The sequence below is a fragment of the Streptomyces sp. NPDC052020 genome, from assembly GCF_040680575.1.
Taxonomy (GTDB): domain Bacteria; phylum Actinomycetota; class Actinomycetes; order Streptomycetales; family Streptomycetaceae; genus Streptomyces.
On the sequence record NZ_JBFAWY010000045.1, the window covers coordinates 1 to 23200 of the forward strand.

The following is a 23200-nucleotide window of genomic DNA, read 5'->3' on the forward strand; positions in this document are numbered from 1 at the left end:
CCGTGGAGGAGTCCATCAAGCGGTCCAGTGGCGGCGCCCCGTCGATGCTCCGGAAGCTGATGGGCAACATCGGCGCCAAGCAGGCCCAGGACGACGCCGCAGTGCGGCCACGGCGGCGGGACGGGGGATGGCGGTTCGGGGGGCGCGGGTGTCATGCCCGTAGGACGACCGGGCGCGACCGGATGGTTGCCCCGCGCCCTGCCGCCGAGGCGCAGCACTGAAGCTCTCGGTGCGGCACTGAAGGACGTACTGAAATAGATTGTGTGCTCCTGAAATCATTCGCACGGTCCGACATCCCCGACCACCTCTGCCGCCGCGTGGCCGAAGAGACACATGGTGCAGGAGTAGGACGGTCGCCAACGGCTGGCGTCCCTGCTGAACGTCTCGAAATCTCAGCTGGACAAGATCTCCACTGATCCCTGCCGGATGCCGAAAACGGCCCAGGTCGGCGCTCGCCGCCGGTGTCTCATGAGACATCGAAACGGTGGGGAACGCTGCCCCTTCTGGAGGCGGCAGCACGGGACTGTGCCATAGGCCCCGGCGAGCGACGCTGGAGGCGTGGCCCGCATCCGCTTCTGCGCCTCCCGCGGTGCCCGGCTGCCAAGGAGGGCGTCGGCCAGGCGCCGGTACTACGACGACGTGTGCCGGGCCCAGGCGTACCCGGGCCGGCCGCCAGGCCGTCCGCGATGTCCGCACCGCCCCGCTCCCGCCGCCCGCCGCCCGCCGCCCGCCGATCCGCCGGCGGGCCCGGCCGTCGCCGCGCTGCGCGCCGTCGCCGACGACCTCGCCGCCAGCACCCACGCGATCGGCGAGCCCCTCAACCACGGGCTCGCCGCCCGCCGCTCCGCGATGTCCGGGGGACCGCCGCGCCCTGCACGGGATCGTCCTGTGACCGCTGTTGCCCGGCCGCTGCTGTGAGGCTCACACTCCTTTTCCCAGATGGGCGGGGTGGGGTTGTGAGGCTGTGAGGTATGAGGCGAGGGCCTGCGGCGGCGGTACGGCGCTACTCCTGGCCGTGCCGCAAACGGCCGTTTGCAGCGGCTGCTGGTTCGGGGGAGCCCCGGGGGCGCTGCTCGTCGTCGCCGACGTGCTGCTCGTGGTCCTGGAGGTGGTCGTCGGAGGGCAGCACCGTGCTGTGGTGGGTGCAGCGCGGCATTTGCATGGGCCAGGCGGCACGCGGGTGCTGCAGGGGTGGCAGGCCGGCCCCGGCCGGAGCAGCACGGCCAGCTGCTGCACGCTGCTCGGACCCCGCTGCTACCCAGCCGACATCTGCTGGTCCAGGGACAGGCGGCAAGACCACGGGCCCGTCCCGGCGGCTGCGTGACAGCGCAGATCTGCCATGTCCGGCAGGAGATCCATGCACGTGATTGTGTCGGCGAGATGTAGCAACGCCTGACGGTGAGTTCCCATCGGCCGGAGCAAGCCTGCCTTGCCCCGACCGACCGGGTGGTGACTCCTTCGAACGCTCAATCCTGTGTCTTTGCGGCCAGGAAGGTGCTCAGGCTGTCGAGGAGCATGGTGCTGCCCTGCTCGGCCATGTCGCGTTCCTCGGCGGTGTCGCAGGTCTGGTGGAGCACAATCTGTGTGTGCTGGTCGTCCTGCTCGTCGAGTTCCATGACCATGGTGGCGGGCTCGGACTTGCCGGGTACGTCCATGCCGGTCACCAGGCGGCGATTCTCGGCGACTTCGAGGTAGGAGCCGGTCAGCGGGAACTGCCCGCCGTCGGGGGTGACCATCATGGCCTTCCACGCTCCGCCCGGCCGTACGTCCATCTCGACGGAGCCGGCAGCGGCTCCTGCCCACTGGGCGTACTGCTCGGCGTTGGTCCACGCCCGCCACACCATCGCCGCAGGAGCGTTGAGCGTTCGGGTCAGCGTGTAGGCGAAGCCATCGGCTGCGGCGGTCTGCTCTGTGCTCATGTCTCGTCTCCTCGTCTTGTCGTCTCGCCCGGCCGGGCTGTCGCATCTGTAGACGCCCGTGGGCACGGAAACTCATCGGTGTGGCATCAGGCGATGACGAGATCGCCGGTCTCTAGCGGCTCGGCGCTGAATTTCGGTGCCATCGACTCCTCCTTGGAGGTGGGGCACGCCCAGGCTCCTACCGTAAGCCCGATCGAGCGTTGCCAAGACTCTTCGACATCCGCCTACCGCAGTCCGAGGTGTTCTCAGCGCTGGCCGACACACGGTCGCGGAACTCACCGACATAGCCAATGCACGGCTACTGCGTACAGCGTCCGCGCTTCGAGAGGCCGCTGGTTGTTCTGCTCCTCCAGAACAAGCCGGTTCACCTGGTGCGCTCATCGCCGTCGACGACGTCCAGCAGCTCCACTACGGCACCCCCCGGGGTCGCGCTACGAGGAGGTCTCCGAGACCGCCCGCGGCCTCACGCACCTCGCCAGGGAACTCTGGAACCCCGTCGTCGCCGTCTCCGCCCTCAACCGCCCCCGAACAGCGCACCGACAGGCTGCCCAAGATCAAGGACCTGCGCGACTCCGACGCCCTGGAGGACAACGCCGACCTCGACATTGTCCTGCACCGCGAGGACGCCTACGAGAAGGACTCACCCCGCGTCGGCGAAGCCGACCTCATCGTCCCCAAACACCGCTACGACTCCACCGCCACGCTCACCACCGCCCATCAGGGGATGTACGGGCGTTTCGTCGACATGGCACGCGACTGACGCCCTCGCGGACTGCGCGCGGCGGTGAGGTCGCACGCACAACGACTATGCCGTTACCCTCGGCCCCTTCCCCGCTGAGGGTCTGCGCCGCTACGCATGGGTATGCGGGTTCCCAGTGCTCGCTCGCTTCCTGGTGAGGCGGGGAGAAATTAAGTTGGGTGTCATGACTGGGGACTCTGACGACAGCGCACCTGGCGCCTCCGCATCACCTCCTCCGCCTCCTTCATCACCACCCCTGCCTCCGCCCCCTTCTTCGTCACCGCCCCCGCATCCGCCGGCTCCCCCTCAGCCTCATCAGCCCCGGTGGGCATGGTGGGTTGTCGGAATCCTCATCCCTGTCATCGGCATCATCGCGACGTTGGTCGTCAACAACCAGGGATCTTCCTCCTCCGCAGACTCGAGCCCGTCAGTCGGCGTCACAAGGTCGGCGGATCCAGCGCGCTCAGTGAGCCCGAAGCCGTCAACTGGCACGCCCGAGGTGGCGAATTCGACGCCAACGGCCGAGGCGAGCCGTGAGGGTGCAGGAGAGAAGCCACCGCAGATTCGATTCGGGCCGAAAATCATCGAGTTCCCTTCGTTCAACTGGAGCGTCGACCTAGATTCCAAACCCCCGCTTGTCATAGAAACGTCAACCAGAGGCACCGACCTCGGAATTTCCTGCTGTTCACTCAGTCTCGGCACCATCAACGGTGAGGGCAGGCTTGCGCCGCTGCCTTCTTCCGGTCCTGATCCGAGCGAGGCCGAGTGTGCAGAGCAGATACAGACCAACGGCACGTACAACTTGCATCTGATCAAGGGTGCTCGTTACTGCGCGGTGACCCGCGAGGGACGCACGGTCTATGTGCGTGCTGTGGCAGCCCAGCCGGAGGGAGAGGGAGTCGTTCGGCTTGAAGTAACCGTGTGGGAGCTCCCAAGCTGATCTACGCACAGGCAGACCGCGTCCCAGGCCTGCGAGTCGGCGGATTGCCAGGGCGGTGGCCGGTGGGCGGCCGAAGGCCGTGGGGTGGGAAAAGGCGCAGCGGCAGCGGAGGGTGAGCCTTTCGGCTGATCTCGGTCTGCGGGTGGCTCTGGGGGCCGGTCGCGGGGCTGTGGGAGCGGCTGTTGGGCTGGCAGCTAAGCCAAGTGGGCGGCGCAGGCGGAGATGACCCGGCTGGCGGGAATGCCGGAGCGGCCGGAGATGGCGCCGCGGCTGCTGGCCGGCCGGCTCACCGACCGCCCGGCGGAGACCGGCGACGAGGCCCTGGTCAAGCGCTCCTTCCCGTGGCTGTTGCGGCGTGGCCTGGTGCAGCGTCAGCAGTGCTCGGGCCGCCGGTGCGATGACGGGATCGGCCTGGACACGGGCGGCGAGAGTGCGAGAACCACGGAAACGTGGTGCACATCCGGCAGGCCCCGGCGGGCGAAGATCGCGGCGGAGGCCGACCGGGAGCTGCCTGGCCTGACCGAGGGCGAGCGCCGCCGGGTCCTTGAGGAGCGGGTGCGGGAGCAGGCGGCCATCGAGGCGGAGGACTTCGTGTTGCGGCGGGAGCAGGCCCGCGCGGAGCAGGCCCGCCGTGATGCGGCCCATGCGGCTGCCGAAGAGCGGGCGGAGCACGAGCGTCAGGCCGCGGCCGCCGCCGACGCGGTGCGCCGGGCCCTGCCGTGCGAGGACTGCGGACTTCAGCGGTCGGCCGGCTGTGCGAGGCGTGCGGGTCCCGGCGCCGGACCGAGGCGACGATCGTGGAGGCCGGGCTCATCGTCGCGACCTGGTCGGCCGACCTGGACGACCCAGGCGCCTTCGCCGCCCACGTCCGGGCATTGCTGGAGGCCGACATCGAGCGGACCGGCGTGTGCTGCCCGGCGACCAGGAGGTCGTCGCGCGGCTGCGGCCGAAGCGCCAGGTCCTCGACGGCTGGCTGTACGAGGTGGGCCTCCCCGCGTACCGCAACGGGCCCGGGGACGCGATGGAGTCTGCCGAGTATCGGGTCTGGGTGCGGGCGCCGCAGCACGTACGGCCCGTGGAGGGCGTCTCGTACGACCAGGTGCCCACCGAGTACCTGCCGAAGCCGTCCGTCGTGGAGCAGGTCCTCGAGCCGCGCCGCCCGTCGGGCTGGGTGATGGCAAAGGCCGGGGGCCGCGGTCCCGGCCGGGGCGGTGTCGTGCACGCCGTCGACTGCGACGAGGCCCCGGCCGGGGCGCCGGTGCTGACGCTGGAGCGGGCCTTGGACCTGGCGCAGCAGCCGGGCGTCCGGCTGTGCTCGCTGTGCGGCGCGGCCGCCGAGCTGGACCCCGTTCTCAAGGGCTTCGACCACGGCTTTGAGGAGCCCTGAGCAGCGGATCAGGGGCGGGTGACGGTGTAGCCGGCGTCGTTGACGGCGCAGGTCCACACGTCACGGTCGAACCACTTGGTGATGTTCGGCTGCAGCTCGGTCATGGTGCGCATCCGGGCTTCCCAGTCGTATCCGGCCGGGCCGCGGCTGCCGTCGCATCCGGTGCAGCCATCCTCGCCGTGGATGTGGCCGGCCATGCAGGTGACCGCCGCGTTGATGATGACCGCGAACAGGTCGCCGCCGGTCTGCGTGCGTGTTTCTGATCTCCGATGGTTTTGATCTCGTACTTCATTGCTGCCAGGAGGTGCGTGGCGGCACATGTGACCGAACTGCTGCTGGACTGCATCGTTTCCTCGTGTCACGTTCGGAGCCGCAGGGGACCGGCTACGGGGATGGGGAATCCTGGTGACGGAGTTCAGCACGGAGGTCGTGTCAGCACCGGAGCGGTTCGCATTATGGGAGGAAGCGACGGAGCAGTCGCACATGCGTAATCGGCTGTACAGCAACGACCGCGACAACTTCCGTGCCAGGATGCGTGGTCTGGATTTAGGGGCGGTACAGGTGTCCGCGCTGGCCTACCCGCATCTGGAGGTCGTGCGGACAGCGAAACTCGTGCGGCAGTCCGACCCCGAGGCGTACCAGATCAACTACCTTCTCGGCGGACAGGGGCTTGTCTCCATGGGCGGGCGTGACACGACTCTGGGCACTGGTGACTTCGTGGTGGTGGACAGCAGCCGTCCCTTTCGAGGCGCTGTTCACGCCGATCCGGACAGTTGGTCACATATAACCGTGCAATTTCCGCGCCGGCTACTGCCGCTGCCGGAGAAGACGGTGCAGGGCCTGCTCGCGGCCCCGATCAGCGGGCGTCGTGGCATGGGCGGAGTATTCGCCCGCTGGCTGTCCGACCTCAACGCACGCGCTGACGAGTTGGCCCCTGCCGACATCCCCACGCTCGCCTCGGTGACCCTGGACCTCCTGGCGTCCGTCCTCGCTCGCTGTCTGGAGGCTGAGGAGGTGCTGAGTCCGGAGGCCCGCAGGAATGCCCTGCGGGCTCAGATCAGTGCGTTCGTCGAGCAGCACCTCGCCGACCCGGCCATGACTCCCCAGGTGATCGCGGACGCCCACCACATCTCCCTGCGCCACCTTCAGCAACTGCTCGCTGAGAACGACACGTCGCCGGCAGCCTGGATACGCCACCGCCGATTGGAACGCTGCCGCCTCGACCTGGCCAACCCCCGACTGAACGCCCGCCCGATCCAGGCCATCGCTGCCCGGTGGGGCTTCTCCAACCCCACACACTTCAGCCGCCTGTTCCGGACTGCTTACGGGGTACCGCCGCAGGACTACAGGAAACTGCCGTCCAAGGTGTGCGTGAATCGGCAACACCCCTGCGCGGAATGACAAGGCCCGATGCTGTTGCCCTCGGCATTCTGAATGTCACACGGGCACTCGGGCCCGCCGAAATCTACGAAGGGAAGGACGCATATGCGCGTTCGTATGTTGCTCACCGGCATAGCTCTGGGGGTCACCGTGCTGGCGGGGGGCGCCGCCACTGCACAGGCAGCTCCGGCGACCTCCGAGACCATCGCGACATCGACTGCCGTGGCTGCGGGCCGCTGGGTGTATGACGGCAGCTACTCCGAAGCGGCGTGCTACTCGCTGGCGGCCTCCTACGCCGGTCCCGCCTACTGCACCCCGAACGGTAGCAAGTGGGCGCTGTACATCTGGGTCGAGGACTAGAGCCGGAATTGCATTCGGCTGCCCAACGGCTGGCGGGAACCGCATGAGCATCCGCCCCCGTGGATATGCGAGCGAGCCTTCGGACCACATCGGTCCGGGGGCTCGCGGGCTGTTCGGGGCGCGGCTGCTACAGCTCGAACTCGAGGTGCTCAATGTCCGTGAGGCGGACCTCTTCCAGACTGCCGGCGCGACGGCCGCCGTCCTGGAAGTACACCTCCTTGAGCGCTTCGGCCGCGATCTCCTGCAGCCGGGCGTCGCTGGCACCCTGCTCCTGGGCCTCGAAGAGGCGGGCGGCGTACTGCGGGGGCAGGGCGACGGTCAGGTGCCGGATGCGGTCCTCATCGGTCGACCCGACCGGTGCGACATAGCCCATGCGGGCCCGGGTGTCGATGACGATACCGCCGGTCGTGGCCGCCTTCTGCCGGGCCTTGGCCCGGATCTGCGGCTGCCAACGCTTCTTCACCTCGCGCTCCAGGCGCGCGGCGAGCTCGGGCCGGGGCTTCTTGATCTGGTCCTTCACGTACCGCTCGACGGTGCACTGGGAGACCCGCAGCATCTGGGCGACCGCCTTCGTGCCCTTGAGCTGCTTGACCAGGTACCGCATCTACGCACCCGCGCTCTTGGGTGCCGGGCGGGTGAACGCCTTCTGCACCGCGGCCTCCAGGCCGTCCCCGAACAGGCTCATCATGGCCTACTCCTACTCTCTGTTGTCGACGTCGGTGACGGTGCCGTCCTTGATGTACCGGGCGAGGTCGAGCTCCGGGGCGTTGAACCGCTCGCGGACCTCCTCACCCCACAGGACGGTCTGGGTGCCCTCGTGCTTGACCAGGCCGGGGTTGACGCCGAGCTTGAAGCCGCCGGGCAGCGGCTTGCCCTCCCGGTGGGACAGGAATTCCAGCGGGTTGGTGCCGTCGGCCGCGTAGACGACGCAGTCCGACAGGATCGCGACGGGGTACTGCCCGGGGAACGCCCGCGTGCTAGGGGCAGCGGAGGCGGGCCGCGCCGTGCCCCGCGTCGTCACCGTCGTGCACGCCGCCGTCGATCGCCCCGGCCGCAACGCCTACCGGCTTGCCCACGCGGCAGCCCACGTCCACCTCGCCGGGCCGCACTACGCCGACATGCTGCGCCGTGCCGGGTTGCGCGTCCACCACAGCCGCCCAAACCATGGCGCCCGCGCTCTGGTAGACGCCGGCGTCTTCCTCCACGGCCCGCCCGGGGACATCGCCGCGCGGCTGGCCGATTACGGTCGGGCAGGGGTGGGCGAGGTTGTCGTCAACGTCGCGGGCGTGTATGCCGAGCATGGCCAACCGGACGCCGTGCGGGACCTGCGCGAGATCCTCGGGGCTTGCCGGGAGGCGACGACCTGACCCACGACCGGGTGCGACGGCCCGGGCGCGCCGACGCGCCGCCCGTCCGCGCTCAGGGAGGAGAGGCACTGCGGTGCCCGACGACATCGTCCGCTGGCTGACCGAGCACGCCCACCCCCTGAGCACGCTGACACCCGGCGCGCCCACGCAGGACCTGAAGCCGCTGGGCGAGGCCCTGCGCGGGACGCGGATCGTCGGCCTGGGCGAATCCACCCACGGCACCAGCGAGTTCTTCCGGCTCAAGCACCGCATCGTGGAGTTCCTGGTGCGCGAGGAGGGGTTCACGACCCTCGCTGTGGAGGCCAGCCAGTCCGCCGGCCATGCACTCGACGCCTACGTGCGGCACGGCACCGGCGACCCCGAACGACTCGTCGCCCGGCTGGGCTTCTGGACCTGGCGCACCCAGGAGATGCTCGTCCTCGTCGAGTGGCTGCGCGCCCACAACCGCGACCTGCCCGAGGAGCGCCGTATCCGTTTCGTCGGCACGGACCCCCAGCGCTGCGCCGACTCCGTCGAGACCGTCACCGACTTCCTGCGCCGGATGGTGCCCGAACGGGCCGCGGACGCCCGCGTCCTTGAGGTGCTCGCCCACGCCCGCCCGTCCTCGCTGCCCGACCCGGGCCGGGCGCTGATGCGGCACGCCGAGGAGATCGCCCGCCTCGTCGCGGAGCGCCGCGAGCGGTCGGGACCGGGCGACGGCGCGGACCAGGCCCTGGAGCACGCGCGGATCCTCGTCCGCGCCGCCGACCTGGTGACCCGCCCCTTCGACCCCCCGGCCGGCGAGGACAACGTGTTCGCCGCACGCGACCGCTACATGGCCGAGGCCGTCACACGTCTCCTGGACGACGACCCGGGGGCGCGCGTAGTGGTCTGGGCTCACAACGGCCACATCACCAAAGGCGCATACGGGCAACGGGTCCCCGCGCTCGGCAGCAAACTCCGCGAACGGTACGGCGAGGCCTACTACGCGCTGGCCCTCTTCTTCGGTAAAGGATCCTTCCTCGCCCGCCGCGACGACGACCTCCAAGGCCCTCCAGTACGGCACCGCATCGGCACCGGCATCCGTTCCCTGGAGGCACGGCTCGCGGACGCCGTACGCGGCGACTACTACGCCGACCTGCGGACCGGTACCTCGCCCTGGCTGAACGCCCCTCAGGTACAGCGCAGTTTCGGCGCCAACGTGCCGCGGTTCGTCTACCGCTTCCACACGGCCCCGCTCGTTCCGGCCCAGGACTACGACGGCCTCGCGTTCGTCGCGCGCTCGACCTGCTCCCACCCGCTGCCCGGGGCAGCGGGCTGAGGTCCTCGCATCAGGGCCAAAGTTCAAGGGCGGCGTTCAGGGTGAGCTTCCACATCGGCTCGGCGCCGGTCCCGAAGGCGGCGGACAGCGCGTATCCCACAGACGCGTCGTACGGCTCCGGAATCCGGCCGAAGTCGCTCTCCGTCTCCCACTCAACGGTCACATTCCCGTCACCGGACGACGCGAACACACCGAGCAGCCGACCGTCGCACAGCAGTCGGCTGGTACCGAGGGAATCCGGCACCAGCACGTACCCGCGCCCCCGCGTCACGGAGACCACCTCCACCCGGTAACCGCCGGGCGGCAGGAAGGTCAGCGGCCGCGTCGGCGGTGGCTCGGGCCGATCGGGCCGGTGAAAATCTGGGCGTGGTGGACCAGGAGGTTGACCGCCTCGTAGGAGCGTTCCAGGTGGCCGTCGAGGAGAACGGCGGGGGCTTGAAGGACGGTGCGGTGGTAGGACTCCCAGACCGGTGGGGAGAAGACGAGGTTGATCATGGCGGTTTCCTCTTTGAGTGCGCCGAGGGCCACGCCGTGGGCGGTGGGCGGGCGTTGCAGGTATTTCGCCAGTCCGCCGACACGCATGCGGGTGTGGTCGGCCTGGTCGCGGGCGGCCGCAGCAGTCATGGCGCCGCGCGGACCGGTACTGCAAACCCTCCGGAACATGCACTTGCCGTACACCGGGCGAAAACGCCCCAAGAATGCAGGGCTCCGTCTACCTGACCGGTGGGGTGGGCCCCAGTCGATCATACGGAGACACGCTATTCGGCCTCAATTGGTTCCCACTTCACGTAGTCGGGCTTAAGCCCTCCTCCGAGAGAGTGCCAAAACATCACCCCTCTGGCCTTTACCGTCCGGTCGAGTTTCAGGTCCACCCGAATCCCTGCCATCATCGGGATCGTGAGATACCGCAGCACATGCGGGTCGCCCGTTACGTCAAGACGGTACCCGTTGACTTCAAGCTTGAAATGATGACCCAGTTCCAGGATCTCGGCATAGGCCATGAGGAGGCCATTCGCCGTCCCAATCCTGAATGACGCTTTGGCGCGCATGTGCTCGGTAGGGTAATCCCCGAAGGTGTATAGAATACGCGGATTACCGATGAGCTTTGCGGGCCCCTCCATGGCATCGATACCCCCGGGGATGGGCGTGATCTTGCCGTATACTCTGATATCTCCTCGGACCTTTAGTTCCCCATCATCTCCAATCTCTCCTTTAGAATTGATGAAAATTCTCCCCATGGGCTCCTTGTGCGTTGCAGAAAATACGTCTCCGGGTGCATCCTCCACGCTGATCCCGCCGCCTTTGACTGTGATTCCCGTGTACTGCGGGTCCTTGACCGTGACGGTTGTGGTGAGATAGTGCGTGACTTCCTCGACGACGTAGCTGACGCGGAATGTACTGTTCCGGTACACCTTCGCTTTGTATTCTTTTTCCGTCTCCTGGCGGTTCTTGTTTACTTTCTCGGCGCCGGTCCCGTGCTCGACTGTGTAGGCGACGTCGGGGCCTCGCCAGGTCAGGTGTACCTGCCCTCCGCATTCGACTTCGGGAGGATCGGCCTGGAAGTCGTAGGCGAGTTGCCTCACGCCCGTAAGGCGCGGGTGCTTGGTGATCTGAATTTTTCCGTCCCGGTGGAGTGCGGGCCAAGTCTCGGTGTCGTGGGTGGACATTTCTCGGATTTCGATGCGAGCGACACCGGGGACGGTGTTGATCTGGAGGTTTTTGATGGTGATGGTGAGGCTCGTGGCCGACAGTTCCGCGTGCTGGGTCTCGCTGTCGCCGGGTGCTGTTTTGAAGTGGGCGTAGTCTCCCTGGGGGAGGAAATCGAGTACGCCTTTTTGGACGTTTGTGACGGTCCATGCGGTTCCGTTGCTGTCGACGGCGCTGCCGTCTCCGTCGGTGGCGCCACTTTTGAGGAGACACTGGGCGATGTTGTCGCCGTGGGGGAGGGAGAGGAAGATGTTCTTGCAATAGACGGGTTGTTTTCCACCGTTGGAGACAATGATGCGCAGTGTTGCCCGCTGGGTATCGGAATTCGTCGATGCGGCCTGGAGAGGGTGGGGGTCGCTGATGATGTCGTAGTCCAGCAGGCAGGAACTGTCGGTGGCGGCGGGCTGGGCGGCCATGATGTGTCTCCCTTCCCGGAGTGGCCGGTGCATAGTTGTCAGCCGTTGCTGGGCTTGCCGGTGTGCGGTGTGGGGCTGATTGCGTGGCTGAGACGGAGGAACCCGCTTCTAGCGGTGGGGCTGTCTTCGTCCAGGCGTGCGGTGGTGTCGGCGGGGACGACCGGGAAGGTCTGCCACTTTGCTGCCTTGGTGCTGCCGGTCAGTTGGGCCCAGTCCCAGGTGCCGTGCGTGGCAGTGGGGTGGGGCAGGACCAGGGAGTCGGTGAGGTCTGGCGGGCTGTCACCGGGCGCGGTCGCTGTCGTAGGGATTCTTCTGGTGGTGGTCAGCAGGGGGCTCAGGCGCAGGGAGATGGCCAGCTCGGCCAGGGCGGGGCGGATGAAGGCCTGGGGTAGTCGGCAGGTGGTGACGGGGAGGATGTCGGTGGTGGCGTGGAGGTCGGCCAGTGGGTCGGCGAGTGCGGTGAGGGTGAAGGTGGTGTGGGAGTCGGCGGGCAGGCGGGGCCAGTTGTCGGGTCCGATGGCGGTGAGGTAGCCCTGGTCTGTGGTCAGGCCGGTGGGTGCCAGGACGCAGTGGAAGCGGCTGTAGTCGGTCGGGGGGTCCTGCAAGGACGCGGCGGTGGTGGCCTGTGGCGGGAAGTAGCCGATCAGGCCGTCTGCCTGGTGGCCGGAGTTGCCCAGGCGCACGGGCCAGCGGTGGCCGAGTTGCGGCATGGGTCCGCCGGTTCGTGCGGGGGTGGCGCGTGTGTCGTAGCGGGCCTGGGTCTGCCAGTCGAGGGCGTACTGCCACCCGGGGTCGGTGAGGGGCGGGCCTGCCAGTTCGAAACAGCACTGCAGACGGAGCAGTGCCAGAGGCCGGCCCAGGAGCAGGCCGAGGGCGTCGTCGCCGTAGGGGTTGCCCGGGTCGATGGCGGCCAGGGCCTGGTGGATGCCGGCCATCAGGGCCGCGTGGGCGGCGGTGCCCTGGGCGATGAGGCTGGTGACCATGCCGTGCAGGTGGGGGTGGTCGGCTGCCAGCGCGTCGGGTTCGGTGATCGCCGAGCCGGGTAGGGCGGTCCAGGCCAGGGTGTGCCGGGCCAAGGTGGTACGGGTCAGGGCGAGCCGCACCTCGCCGAGGGCGGCTCCCTCGGACCCGAAGAACATCAGGGCGTTGTCGACGTAGTTGGGGATGACCCAGCCGGCCACGGGGTTGGTGCCGGCGTTCAGGTCGACGGGGGCGTCGCCGTTGTGGTGGAGGAGGTCCATGCGCAGGCGGGCGGGCTGCAGCAGACGTGGGGGCAGCTGGATGCAGCGGTCGGGATGCTGCGGGTCGGCGTAGCGGGTTCCGGGAGTCAGGGCGGGGCTGCGGTGGGGCTTGTGGAAGCGCTCGTCACCGGTGAGATAGATCTCGCAGGTCTGTCCGAAGCGGTCGATGACGGTCAGGCGGACGAAGGCGAACTGACCGCCGCGGAAATCCTGGAACCCTGAGGGCTGCCAGGTGCCGAAGGGGTCGGGCAGGGGGCCGGGGTCGGGCAGGTGGTCGGTGGCGGACTGGACCAGGTCGCGCCACGGCTGGGGAGGGGCGGTGCCCGGGGCGGGGTTGCGGCTGGCCAGGGCGTCAGTGAATCCGTCCGCGCGCTGGGAGAGCACGTCCCAGCCTTTGACGGCTTCGGCGGTGGCCAGGAAGTTGTCGTGCAGGGCGCCGGTGGCGGCGTGGGCGTGCTCGATCAGCTGCGAGGCCAGCTGGTGCTGGGGCAGGGGAACGAGGAAGCGCCGGCCGCGGTAGGTGATGCTGTCCTTGGCATCCCCGTCGGCCCAGGTGTAGGTGGTGCCGTCGAACGACCAGTTCTCGGTGGCGTCGGCCGCAGCGGGCTGGGGGACGGGCCAGTAGCGGATCTCCCACTGGTACAGCAGCGGGTTCCAGGGCTGCTGCCAGGCCGGCAGCAGAGGGTCGAGCGCCGGGGTGGTGAGCAGGCGGGCGTATTCGTTGACCAGGCCGATCACGTCGTCGGGCAGGCCGCTGGTTTTGAGGGTGTCGAAGGGCGGGCGGACTTGCGGGGGCGGGTAGTCGGGATCGGTGATGTCGATGGCAAGACGGAAGTGGAGCGGGCCGGGGTCGGTCAGCGGGTCGTGGGAGCGGGCGTTGCGGGTACCGCTGACGACGATGGTGGGGTCGGCAGGGCGCCAGAACGGTGGCCGATCGGCCCGGCGCAGGCCGACACCTGCCGGCATGTTGTGGCGCAGGCGGTAGGCCTCGATGGAAGCAGCCAGCTCCTCGGGCGTGGCGCCGTGCGGAATGGCGTCGCGCAGCTCGGCCAGACGTGCCTGGCGCCGTTTGACCTCAGCGGCCAGGCTTGCGCTGTTGCCCGCATCCAGTTCGGCCCTGAACTGCTGGCGGGTGTACTGCTGAGGGAGCACGGGTAGGCCGTGCATCCACCACATGCCGTACAGGCGTGCCTGGAGCACGGTCAGGGTCCGGGCGGCTTCGTCGTGGGCGAGCTGGTTCCGGTTGAGGACGGCCAGCCGTTCCTCGGCACTCTCCCCCGCATCGGTCGGGCCAGGGCTGGAGGCGGCGTGGGTGGCGGTGTCTGGGTGTTCGGTCAGGTGCCACCGGTATCCGCCGTGGACCGGTTCGAACCAGGTGCGGTGCAGCTCCTGGTCGACGCTGATGTCACCGTCGGGTTCGTCGAGTGCGTCGAGCAGTCCGCAGCTGAGGGCATGGGTCAGGGCCGGGGCGTTGGGCGGGAAGGCGCGGTGCTTGCTTGTCGGCGTGGTCAGCGCCGCCAAGGCGTCGTCGGCGCTGTTGCCCACGGCGACCTTCAGGCCGCTGCCCTTGTGTTCAGGGCGGGCCGGGCAGTCGGGGGCCTCACCGGTGCGATCCCAGGCGAGTCCGGTGAACCGCCCGCAGTAAAAGGTGCGTTCCAGCCGTGCATCGTCCGGGAGGCCGGTGCCCTCAGGGTCGGCGGCCCACTTCCAGGCGGCCAGCAAATCCTTCAGGCCCGAGCCGGCGTCCTGGGCGGTACGCAGGGGTTCTTGGGCGGGATCGGAGTACCAGCCGGCGACCTGGTAGCTGACGGTGGCGTCATCGATTCCTGTGAGGGGGTCGTGGAAGGAGAAGACGCCCTCGTGGTAGGGCTGGAAGGCGGCGAAGGTGACCAGGCCCGGTCCCAGCGCGGTCAGGAAAAGCGTCTTGCGGTGGCCTTCGGAGGGCTCCTGCCAGGCGGTGTCGCCGATGCCGACGTGCTTGCCGGCGCGGGTGAGGGTGAGGGTGGAGCGGTACGGCGTGGTGCGGTGGTCGTCCGGCGCGATGCCGGCCCGGTAGGGGTGGATGAACGGCGTGGTGCCGTCGCGTCCGGACAGGTAGTCGCTTTCGACGACCCAGCCCGCCACGGCGCCGGAAGCGTTCTCGGCAGTGCTTTCGATGTGGCGCAGGATGAGCCACCGGTTGGGCACCAGGGGGAATTCAAGGCGGCTCCCTGGTTCGGCGGGGGCGCCCGTACACAGTGCCGTCGGCAGGTCCCAGCGCAGGTGGACGCCTTCGCGGTGGGCGTGCTTGGTCGGGTCGTTGGCGTCGAACCAGGTGTCCTCCCCCTGGAAGGGGGCGGGCTCGCAGCTGCGGTGGTAGCGCAGTTCGTTGAAGACCGGCTGCCAGCGCCGGAACCCTTTTTGCCGCACGGCCTTGTTGACCGCCAGGCCGTGGAGGGTGACGGGGACGACCAGGGTGTGGGCGGTCGCGTCATGCGTCATCGGGACTCCCCGTGTCGGTAGGCGCTGCTGTGGCGGCGGTGAGCTCTGCTGGTGCGTGGAAGGTGCGGCGCCGTGCTCCGTTGATCATCTGGACGGCGAAGTCTGCCGGACTCAGGTCCTGGTCCAGGTCCGTGTCGGCCAGGGCGGAGGTGAGTGCGCCGATGTCGGCCACCCGGTCGGGCAGTGCGGGTGAAGACAGGGATCGGCGCAGCACGTGCTGCAGGCCCGGCGTGTCGGGGTACCAGGAGTCGAGTGGGGCGCCGATGTCGTCGCCGCTTACGGCTCGCAGAGCGATTGCCCCGTACCGCAGCGGGTCCGCCTCGTTGGGGTCGCTGTCGGGGTGGCGGTCGACACCGAAGTGCACGCCCTGGGTGGGTTCGGTGAGCATCACCTGGTCGGGGACGGCGTCGAAGAGCACCAGCAGGACGTCACCGGCGAGCACGTCGCGCCGTCTGACGGTCACCTGCTCCATGACCGGGGGGTCGCCGTGCGTACGTGTGGCGGTGATTTCCAGGCCGGGCCATCCCGACACCAGTTCCGAGCGCAGGAGCATGCCGGCCGCGGCCGCACGCGTATCCGGCTGGGTGGCGGCCTGTGGGGTGAACAGCAGGTCGTCGATGGCCGCGTCGAAGTCGTGGGCGCGCCCGATGCTGAGAGCTCCGTCGACCAGTGCGGTGATCCAGTAGGGGTCGACGTGGAAGAAGCGCAGGCTTTCCGGTGGGAGCATGCGTGAGTCGGGGACCAGGTGGGAGAAGGGCAGGCCCTTCAGGTCGGTAAGGCCGGCCAGCCATGCGTCGGCCACGCCGGTGTCGTCCCCGGCCTGCCCGGTGGCGGTGGTGGGGCGCGGTGGTCGCAGCAGGGTGCGCAACTGCCCGCGCAGGGTGGTGTTGCGGCGCAGCAGATCGGGTGTGAGGTCCGTGACGGCCGCGCGGGCGGCGGCGCGGGCCCGGGCGGGGGCGGGCGGGCGTCCTTGCCGGGGCTGGGCAGCGTTGCTGAGGAGGCGGGACAGCAGGCTGTCGCTTCCTTTGTCGACCAGCTTTTCCAGGGTGGTGCGTGCCTGCCCGGGACGCAGGGTCGGATCGTCGGCCTTGACGGCGGAGGGGAGTTTGCTCTTGGCGTCCAGGCGGGTCAGGCCGCCGCCTCGCAGGGCGTCGGCGATGGCCCGGCGCGCCTGGGTGCGCGTCCGCAGCAGCGCGGCGCAGAAGTGCGGGGCGGCGAGTGCGGCCGCCCGCCCGGCGGTGAACGCCGCGGACAGACTGACGTCGTAGACCCCGTAGGATTCCAGCAGCACCAGGGCTTCACCTGCGCAGCGCCGGCGCTCCGCGGGATCGAAAGGCACGGCAAGGGGGTGGGCGGCCAGCGGCCCGCGGTACCAGCCGAAGGTGTCCAGCCCGGTCTCGGACCGGCAGGTGATCGGGACGTAGCCGGCGTTCAGGCGGACGGCGACTTCCTTCTGGTCGGTGCCCAGCGGTTGGGTGGCGACGGGGATCCGCAGCAGAAGGTTCCCGCCCTCGGATCCGGCGCTGTCCACGAAGCGCTGAGTGAGGGTGGTGAAGCTGGCCGCCCGGCTGGGCAGGCACTCGAATGTCCAGGACCACAAGGACACCATCCGCAGTTGTTCGGGGTCCGCGGCCGGCCCCTTCGCGCTGCCGTCAGTGTCGGGAAGGTGGTTGCGCCACCCTTCCAGGGACACCAGGTGGGCGACGTACCGTCCGCCGGCCGGGCGCGGGAAGCGGTTGGCGACGGTGACGGCGTAGTCGCCCAGGCGGATCTCGTCGGACCGTGTGTGCTGGTCCTCCTCGTTGACGGTGCGCAGGTGGCACAGATAGGGCAGTTCGTCCTCACCTGGCGCCAGGTCCTTCAGCAGCGTGTCCGTCAACGAGATCGTGCGTACGGGCGCCGTTTCGGGGACGGCCAGCCCCTCGGTACGGTCGAAGTCCGGCAAAGTGACGCCGGTGTCGTCCGGGTGACGGTCCTCGGGTTTCGCGGCCCACATCTGGGCGACGGTCCGCGGTTGTGTCGTGCCCATGCAGTGGGGATCGCCGGGCAGTTCGCCCTCGCCGAACAGCAACAGCGCCAGCCACGGCAGGGCGCACGTCTTCGTCGCCGAGGACGAGGCAAGCAGCCGTTCCCAGGGCAGGGTCGCCCGGGTCAGGGTCACGTGTGGCAGCGTGTCGGCGAATCCGCCGATGGCGTTGGCCGGCGGGTAGCAGCCGTGGATCCACTCCGGGTCCACGGTGAACCGGGGAGCGCGTACCTCGAACTGCTGACTGGTTGGCGCCGACTCGGTCGGCAGGTATCCCTCGTCGACCGCGTCGCCTGCGGTATTGGTCAGGTTCTGGTGGACGGTGATGGTGTAGGTGCCAGTGACTAGGGCGGGGGTGAGGGAATCGGCGATGCGCAGACGCAAAGCCGGTTCCGCGACGGTGCGATGCGCGCTCATGACGAGTCCTTCCCGGAGCCAGGTGAAACCGAAAGGGTGTGCTCGACCACTGGTGGTGGCGGAGCGACGGCCAAGACCACAGGAGCGTGCGTGAGCGGCATGCACACGGGCAGCAGAGCAGGGGTGTTACCGCTGACGTCGAGGACACGTACGTGCGCGGCATCCTGGCCCGGCGAGACGTCACCGGTGGAGTGGGCGATGAAGACCAGTGCGCCGTCCGGTGACACCGCCAGGGCCAGGGGCCGGTATCCCACCCAGACCTGGCGGGCCGGCCACTTCTTCGGATCAGCGTCGGTGATGTCGATGACCGAGACGGTGCCGGAGCCCTCGTTGGCGACGCACAGCCGCTTCCCGCCTGCGGCCACCACGACAGCAACGGGGTCCAGCCCGGTGCGGACCTCCGCTGCGATGCGCAGAGGAGTGCCTGTGCGGATGACGGTGACCGTGTTGAGTTCTTTGCAGAGCGCGAACAGCCATTCATTGTCCGGGGTGACAGCCAGCCGTGATGGGGGTTGTACTGTCAGCGGCTGGCCCGGGTGAGGGGCTTTGGTGTTCACGTTGAGCGTGCCCATGTACAGCACCTGGCTCTGCGCGGGCGCTGTGAGATAGACCCCCACCGCACTGCTGTTTTTGGGTGGGGTAATCATTGCGACATCGCTGACCGAGGTGATTGTCTTTCCGGCGCCGGCGATCCACAGCACCTTGGGCGGGTCTTGGGCGATGTTGATGAAGTACACCTGATTGGATCCGGCGAACGTCATGACAGCAAGCGAGCTGTCCGGGGTGATCGCCACGCCCACCGGGCGCTGCGGCACCCACAAGTTGTCATGGTCCCTGTCGCCCTGGACCGAGCCTGTCGGGTGCCCTGAGATGTCCCAGACCTGGATGTGCTCATTGGTTCGCACCAGGCAGGCCCGTCGTCCGTCCGGGCTGATCGCGAACCGGGGCCGGTCGGCCGCCGACGAGGAGCCGTCGAGTCTGGCCTTGCGTGCCCAGATGGCGCCGGTGTGGGCGTCCAGGGTCGTCAGGCCGCCCTTGTCAGCGGTGTCCAGGGCGAACAGGCGGTGCCCGGTGGACGCCTCCCTGGTGGACTTGCGCCGGATCCAGGGAAGGGCCGACAGGTCACCGGCTGCGATCACCTGGGCCTCTGCACGGTGTGGCTTGTTGTGGCCGGGGCAGACGCCCAATGCCTGCATCGCCGCGAACAACCGGGCCCTCCCCCAGATGTGGGACGGTGTGCGGACCTGGCCAGCGAGCTGCCCCACGCTCTGAGCGGCCCGTTGATGACGCAGGTCCCTGGAAGGCTCGAAGGAGCGAAGCGGCAGCGGTCCGTCGGGTACGCAGTCCTCCACCGCCAGAGTGCCGGCTTTGATGTCGCCCGGTGAAGCCCCTTCGGTCGGCGGCGGGACGGTCAGGGTAGCTCCGGTGAGCTGCTGGGCGACACGGGGCGGGTCGTTGGGGCGGAGCGGGCCGCTGTAGGCGCTCCACAGGCCCGCCGGCAGGTCGCCTGTGACGGCGGCAGGGGCCCAGTCATCCAACGGCTGGATGGTCTTGCCGTGCGTGAGGAGGAGGCGGGCCTTGGAGGTCAGGTTCGTCCCGGTATCCCGCAGCGGGCGCAGCTGGACCGCCTGGCCGTCCAGGGTCAGTGGCTTGTCCGGTGGTGGGGGGTCCTGGCCGAAGGTGAAGGTGGTGACCGGGACCGCGGTGCGTACGGTGAAGGCGAAGGCGTCCGGACGCACCACCCACGTCGATGTCCCGCCGGCCTGGGGGGTTTCCTCGGCGGGCTCCAGGCCGCCGGTGCACACCAGGCGGACCGCGGCGTCGGCGGCGGGCAGCTGGCGCTGTACGTCCTGCCATGCGGCTGGTTCGTCCTGGGGCGGTGTGCCGGCACCGAAGGCAACGGTGAAGTCGACGAACCACAGGTGCACGGTGACCTTGCCGCAGGTCGGTGGTCCCCACAGGTTCAAGGTGGCACCGACTTCGGTGCGGATAGTGCCGGAGTAGAACCACAGGTCCAGCAGGTAGCTGACCCCGATGGTCACCTCGACACCGGCGGTGAAGTGAAAGGGTGCCCATTCGATCAGGACGTCCGTGCGGGCGGTCAGCCAGGCGTGCAGGTCGCCCGAACGGTAGTTGATCTCCAGCGCACCGCCAGCCATGACCGCCGCCGGGGTGAGGGCAGCGTAGGCGGTCCCGCCGATGGACAGATTGTCGTTGATCGTCCAGGACACTCCCAGTGGGGGCACCGCCGGATAGTGCGATGGGCGCTGGTACTTGCTGTGGTAGCCGCCCAGGGTGAGCACGAAGTCCCCGGCATGGTCCTTGTCCGCCCACAGGTACAGGGCGAAACCGCCGGTCAGTGCGCAGTTCTCGTCCAGCAGGAACGAGCCGGGCAGCAATTGTGCGGTCACCTTGACCACCGGCTGCGAAGCGCGGAAGGAGGCGGCCAGTCCCAGCCCGGCCCGGGCGTAGGCGGGCAGCTGGATGTCCTGGGGAAAGCGGGCGGTCGCGGTGCCCAGCAGAGCCAGGGCCAGGTCTGGGCCCAGTTCGAGCACCAGCAGGGCCTGGCAGGACAGGAACTCGAACAGGCTGAACGACATGCCGGCGGCAAGCCACAGCTGGTCGGCACTGGCCCGCACCCAGGGAGCCGTACCGGTCATCAGGTCTCCCAGCACCTCCAAAGGATCGTCCCCCATGTCCGCGGGGTCCTTCAGGAAGGGGAAACTGTCCAGTTCTGCGGCGGCTGGCAGCCGCAGGCTGGTGTTGTAACCGAAGCCGGCCATGATGCCGGTGATGTTCAGCGGCGGTGGCCCCCCGAAGCGGCCTGAGACCTTGCCGAACAGGAAGAACACCGGGTAGCCGTCGGTGGTGCGCGCGTAGGCGGCCAGCGCCGTCACCCCCCACTCCCGCATCTGGATCACCACGGCGCCCTCGATCAGCAGCACGTAAGTGTCGTTGGCGGGCCGGTTCAGCAGGGCCCCCAGGATCACCAGGGGTGGTTTGCTGTAGCCGGCCGTCAGCCCGTCCAAGCGGACCGAGATCTGGTGCGGTGGCTGCAGTCCGGCTCCCAAGCCCAGGCCCTGGACACCGAAGACCAGTCCGGCCATGCCCAGGGAGGCGTCGAACAGGACCCACACGGCGTCGTCGATGTAGCCCACCCCGATCCGGCGCAGCGACAGCGGACCTGCTGAGCACTGCACCGGCAGCCACGCCACCAAAGGCGGCTGCCCCGCTGCGGCCTGGCCCGTGCCCGCGGAAACCGGAGCCTGTGCGGTGGGGGTGGGGGCTGCGCGGGTGCTGATGGTGACCGACTGCGGGCTCGTGCCGCCAGGCAGGGCGATCTCCGCGGTGAAGGCCAGGCCGCTGGCCAGGGGGCCCGTGGGGAGCGCGGGCAGGGATGAGCCGCTTGCTGCCACCGCGGCGTTCAGTTCACCGATGCGCTCCGCGGACAGCTCGCCGGCTGCGTACAAGACGCTGACCCCGCGCAGGCCTGCGTCCATGCCCTGTGGCAGCACGCCGCGCAGCAGTTCCACGTCGGACAGGCCGGCGTTGATGCCCAGGCCGACCCGCGCCACCCAGTCACGGGCGGCACGTGGTGCGTCCTTGCGCCAGGTCGAGGCCAGCAGCAGTCCGCCGCCGTTCGCGTCGGCCATGGTCAACACGAAGGTGCGGCGCTGGCCGGCGGCTTGGGAGTACGACAGGGTCGCCTCGTTCACCGTGCCCAGGCTTTTCAGTACCTGCTCGGTGGCCGGATCCTGCACGCCGCACAGCTTCGCCAGGTCGGCCAGGGACACTCCTGTGCTGTCCTCCCACGCGGCGGTGAAGACCTGCTGGTGGCTGCTTTCGACGACGAAGGACATCACGCGGCGGGTTCCGTCGTCCTGCGGGATCTCCAGCCCCAGTGAGGCGCTGTAGTTCCGGTCGTAGCCCCCGCCCGTGCGCCGGCTCAAGTCCGCTGCGAGAGTGATCCGGGCCTGGGCGGCGCCCACCGGGAGAGTGCCCAGCACATCCACCGTGAACTTGTCGCCCTTGCTGTCGAAGGCCACGGCGAGACGCTCGATCGTCAGGTCCTCCAGGACCGGCGGCGCCTCGATCCCGAAGGCAGTGAACAACGTCGCCGGCTTGGCATCGGTGACCACCGCGGAGAAGCCGACCTTCTTGCTGTCGAAGTGGTAACTCAGTGACAGCTCGTCCACACTGCAGGTCAGGTTGTCCGGCACATCGATGCCGAGCTTGCCGGCGACCGTGTGCAGCGACCGGTCCTTGTCGTCGGCTGCCGGCTCCCATGTGGCGGTGACGGACCGTTCCTGCTGGCCCGACGCCAGATCCAAGGTGAACTCCAGCTCAGCGTCACCGACTTCGACCGTGAAGGCGGTGAACCGCGGACGCAGGTCAAAGCCATTGGCATGGCCGACGCCGAACCCAAGCTCCTCTGAGCTGATGGTGAAGTCGCCCAGTGTGAGCCGGGCGCGCAGCAGAAGCCAGCATGCCTCGCCGTCGAAACGCAGCCGCACACCTGTGATTCTGAAGGGTTCCAGCCCCCAGTCGCACGGGGTCCACGCGGTCTCCACCTGGTCACCCTGCAGCGTCAGCGCATACGGGGTAGCACCCAGGTGCAGGGTGAGCGTGATGCCGAAACCGGCCGCTAGGCTGCCTGGGCTGCCGGGCAGGTGGGGCCCGTCCTTCCCTACCGCCGCGTTGAACGCCGATACCTGATCGGCGGGCATGGGCGCGCGCAGCTGCCATACGCGGAAGCCGGTCACCTTGGCGACTTCCTCGTCCTTGCCTCCGCCGATCAACTCTCCCACCAGCGGCAGGTCTTTCAGGCCGAAGTCATCGACGGCCCATGCGCCTACGGTGTTGGCCGAGCCGGGCAAACAGGCGTACGCCATGCGCAGCAGCGCATCCGCGGCGTGCAGTGCCGTCAGGCAGCCGCCGCTTGACCGGTCGGCACGGAAAATACCGCTGACCGGCACCTTCTTGCTGGTCCAGGGCAGCTGCAGCTCGCACGACCAGGACTGGGACAGTCCCCATAGCCCAGCCGGGTTCCCGGTGAGCCGCACACCATTACGGTCGGGCATGAACGCGTAGTCAGCGGTGACACTGGCTACCAGGCGCGGCTGAACGTCGATGATATTCGATTCGGTGGCGTGGGCCGGTGCCGGCCATTCCAGCCGCACCACGGGAAGCTCGCAGTCCATCTCAAGCATTCCGCTGAGGTTCCACGCATCTTTCGTTGCGCCGACCGTGCCGTCCAGCGCGCACAGCTCCACCCGCACATAAAGATTACTCTTATGCTCGCCGAAGAAGATCACCGAGGGGGACTGGCCTGCCATCCCTTTCACCCATGCGGTGCGGGTGTTGTCCGGCACTGTGACGGTGGCTTCCGTGACGGTCAGCTTGTCCTGCGGGAAAGACTGCAGGAGTTCCGTGCACTCGGGCACCCAGTCGTCATCGAGTACGAACGTGGGTTCGGTGTAGGCCTTCAGCTTCTCCCTGATTTCTTCGATCCGGCCCATC

At 68.8% G+C, this 23200-nt stretch carries 18 protein-coding genes and 2 pseudogenes; 9 read left to right on the forward strand and 11 right to left on the reverse strand.

Annotated features, from left to right (window positions below):
• Together AB0L74_RS30730 and AB0L74_RS30735 are read left to right on the forward strand one after the other, a co-directional pair.
• On the forward strand, positions 1–221 hold a 221-nt coding region (locus tag AB0L74_RS30730), incomplete at its 5' end, for a hypothetical protein (RefSeq protein ID WP_365659561.1).
• Positions 222–558: 337 nt separating this feature from the next.
• Positions 559–918, forward strand: coding sequence for a hypothetical protein (locus AB0L74_RS30735; protein WP_365659564.1), 360 nt, complete (start codon positions 559–561; stop codon positions 916–918).
• A gap of 85 nt (positions 919–1003) precedes the next feature.
• Here the strand turns inward: AB0L74_RS30735 and AB0L74_RS30740 are convergent, their stop codons facing one another.
• Both AB0L74_RS30740 and AB0L74_RS30745 read right to left on the reverse strand, forming a co-directional pair.
• The gene (locus AB0L74_RS30740) at positions 1004–1162 is read right to left on the reverse strand and encodes a hypothetical protein (protein WP_365659566.1); all 159 of its coding nucleotides are present in this window, start codon (positions 1160–1162) and stop codon (positions 1004–1006) included.
• Between the two features lie 304 nt (positions 1163–1466).
• Complete coding sequence (locus AB0L74_RS30745; RefSeq protein ID WP_365659569.1) at positions 1467–1919, reverse strand: SRPBCC domain-containing protein; 453 nt, start codon at positions 1917–1919, stop codon at positions 1467–1469.
• 562 nt (positions 1920–2481) lie between these two features.
• Here AB0L74_RS30745 and AB0L74_RS30750 point away from each other — a divergent pair.
• The 3 genes from AB0L74_RS30750 to AB0L74_RS30760 all read left to right on the forward strand — a co-directional run bounded on the left by AB0L74_RS30750 (position 2482) and on the right by AB0L74_RS30760 (position 4985).
• Complete coding sequence (locus AB0L74_RS30750; RefSeq protein ID WP_365659661.1) at positions 2482–2679, forward strand: DnaB-like helicase C-terminal domain-containing protein; 198 nt, start codon at positions 2482–2484, stop codon at positions 2677–2679.
• A gap of 445 nt (positions 2680–3124) precedes the next feature.
• Positions 3125–3598 (forward strand): hypothetical protein, encoded by a 474-nt coding sequence (locus AB0L74_RS30755; protein WP_365659572.1) that lies wholly within the window; start codon positions 3125–3127, stop codon positions 3596–3598.
• 874 nt (positions 3599–4472) lie between these two features.
• Positions 4473–4985, forward strand: coding sequence for a DUF6233 domain-containing protein (locus tag AB0L74_RS30760; RefSeq protein ID WP_365659664.1), 513 nt, complete (start codon positions 4473–4475; stop codon positions 4983–4985).
• Between the two features lie 8 nt (positions 4986–4993).
• On the opposite strand, the gene AB0L74_RS30765 is transcribed toward AB0L74_RS30760, so the two are convergent.
• A complete protein-coding gene (locus AB0L74_RS30765; protein WP_365659574.1) occupies positions 4994–5347 on the reverse strand; it encodes a hypothetical protein in 354 nt (117 codons plus the stop codon).
• 43 nt (positions 5348–5390) lie between these two features.
• Between AB0L74_RS30765 and AB0L74_RS30770 the strand changes: the two genes are divergently transcribed.
• Both AB0L74_RS30770 and AB0L74_RS30775 read left to right on the forward strand, forming a co-directional pair.
• The gene (locus tag AB0L74_RS30770) at positions 5391–6386 is read left to right on the forward strand and encodes a helix-turn-helix domain-containing protein (protein ID WP_365659577.1); all 996 of its coding nucleotides are present in this window, start codon (positions 5391–5393) and stop codon (positions 6384–6386) included.
• A gap of 96 nt (positions 6387–6482) precedes the next feature.
• Positions 6483–6725 (forward strand): hypothetical protein, encoded by a 243-nt coding sequence (locus AB0L74_RS30775; protein ID WP_365659580.1) that lies wholly within the window; start codon positions 6483–6485, stop codon positions 6723–6725.
• 127 nt (positions 6726–6852) lie between these two features.
• On the opposite strand, the pseudogene AB0L74_RS30780 reads toward AB0L74_RS30775, so the two are convergent.
• Positions 6853–7410, reverse strand: a pseudogene (locus AB0L74_RS30780) (XRE family transcriptional regulator).
• A 12-nt stretch (positions 7411–7422) separates the two neighbouring features.
• Positions 7423–7695, reverse strand: a pseudogene (locus AB0L74_RS30785) (transcriptional regulator); the annotation flags it as partial.
• A gap of 34 nt (positions 7696–7729) precedes the next feature.
• Between AB0L74_RS30785 and AB0L74_RS30790 the strand changes: the two are divergent.
• Together AB0L74_RS30790 and AB0L74_RS30795 are read left to right on the forward strand one after the other, a co-directional pair.
• Complete coding sequence (locus AB0L74_RS30790) at positions 7730–8092, forward strand: hypothetical protein (RefSeq protein WP_365659583.1); 363 nt, start codon at positions 7730–7732, stop codon at positions 8090–8092.
• Between the two features lie 73 nt (positions 8093–8165).
• Positions 8166–9392: an erythromycin esterase family protein gene (locus tag AB0L74_RS30795; protein WP_365659585.1), complete on the forward strand. Its 1227-nt coding sequence runs from the start codon at positions 8166–8168 to the stop codon at positions 9390–9392.
• A gap of 10 nt (positions 9393–9402) precedes the next feature.
• Here AB0L74_RS30795 and AB0L74_RS30800 read toward each other — a convergent pair whose 3' ends face one another.
• From AB0L74_RS30800 to AB0L74_RS30825, 6 genes are all read right to left on the reverse strand, one after another.
• Entirely contained in the window at positions 9403–9663 is a 261-nt protein-coding gene (locus AB0L74_RS30800; RefSeq protein ID WP_365659588.1) for a hypothetical protein, read from the reverse strand.
• A gap of 41 nt (positions 9664–9704) precedes the next feature.
• Complete coding sequence (locus AB0L74_RS30805; protein WP_365659591.1) at positions 9705–10016, reverse strand: hypothetical protein; 312 nt, start codon at positions 10014–10016, stop codon at positions 9705–9707.
• Between the two features lie 134 nt (positions 10017–10150).
• Positions 10151–11515: a hypothetical protein gene (locus AB0L74_RS30810; protein ID WP_365659594.1), complete on the reverse strand. Its 1365-nt coding sequence runs from the start codon at positions 11513–11515 to the stop codon at positions 10151–10153.
• A 38-nt stretch (positions 11516–11553) separates the two neighbouring features.
• Positions 11554–15237 (reverse strand): hypothetical protein, encoded by a 3684-nt coding sequence (locus tag AB0L74_RS30815; protein WP_365659597.1) that lies wholly within the window; start codon positions 15235–15237, stop codon positions 11554–11556.
• Positions 15227–17680: a hypothetical protein gene (locus AB0L74_RS30820; RefSeq protein WP_365659600.1), complete on the reverse strand. Its 2454-nt coding sequence runs from the start codon at positions 17678–17680 to the stop codon at positions 15227–15229. The genes AB0L74_RS30815 and AB0L74_RS30820 overlap by 11 nt, the downstream gene beginning before the upstream one ends.
• Complete coding sequence (locus AB0L74_RS30825; RefSeq protein WP_365659603.1) at positions 17677–23199, reverse strand: YncE family protein; 5523 nt, start codon at positions 23197–23199, stop codon at positions 17677–17679. Before AB0L74_RS30825 ends, AB0L74_RS30820 begins: the two co-directional genes overlap by 4 nt.
• Between the last annotated feature and the right edge of the window lies 1 nt (position 23200).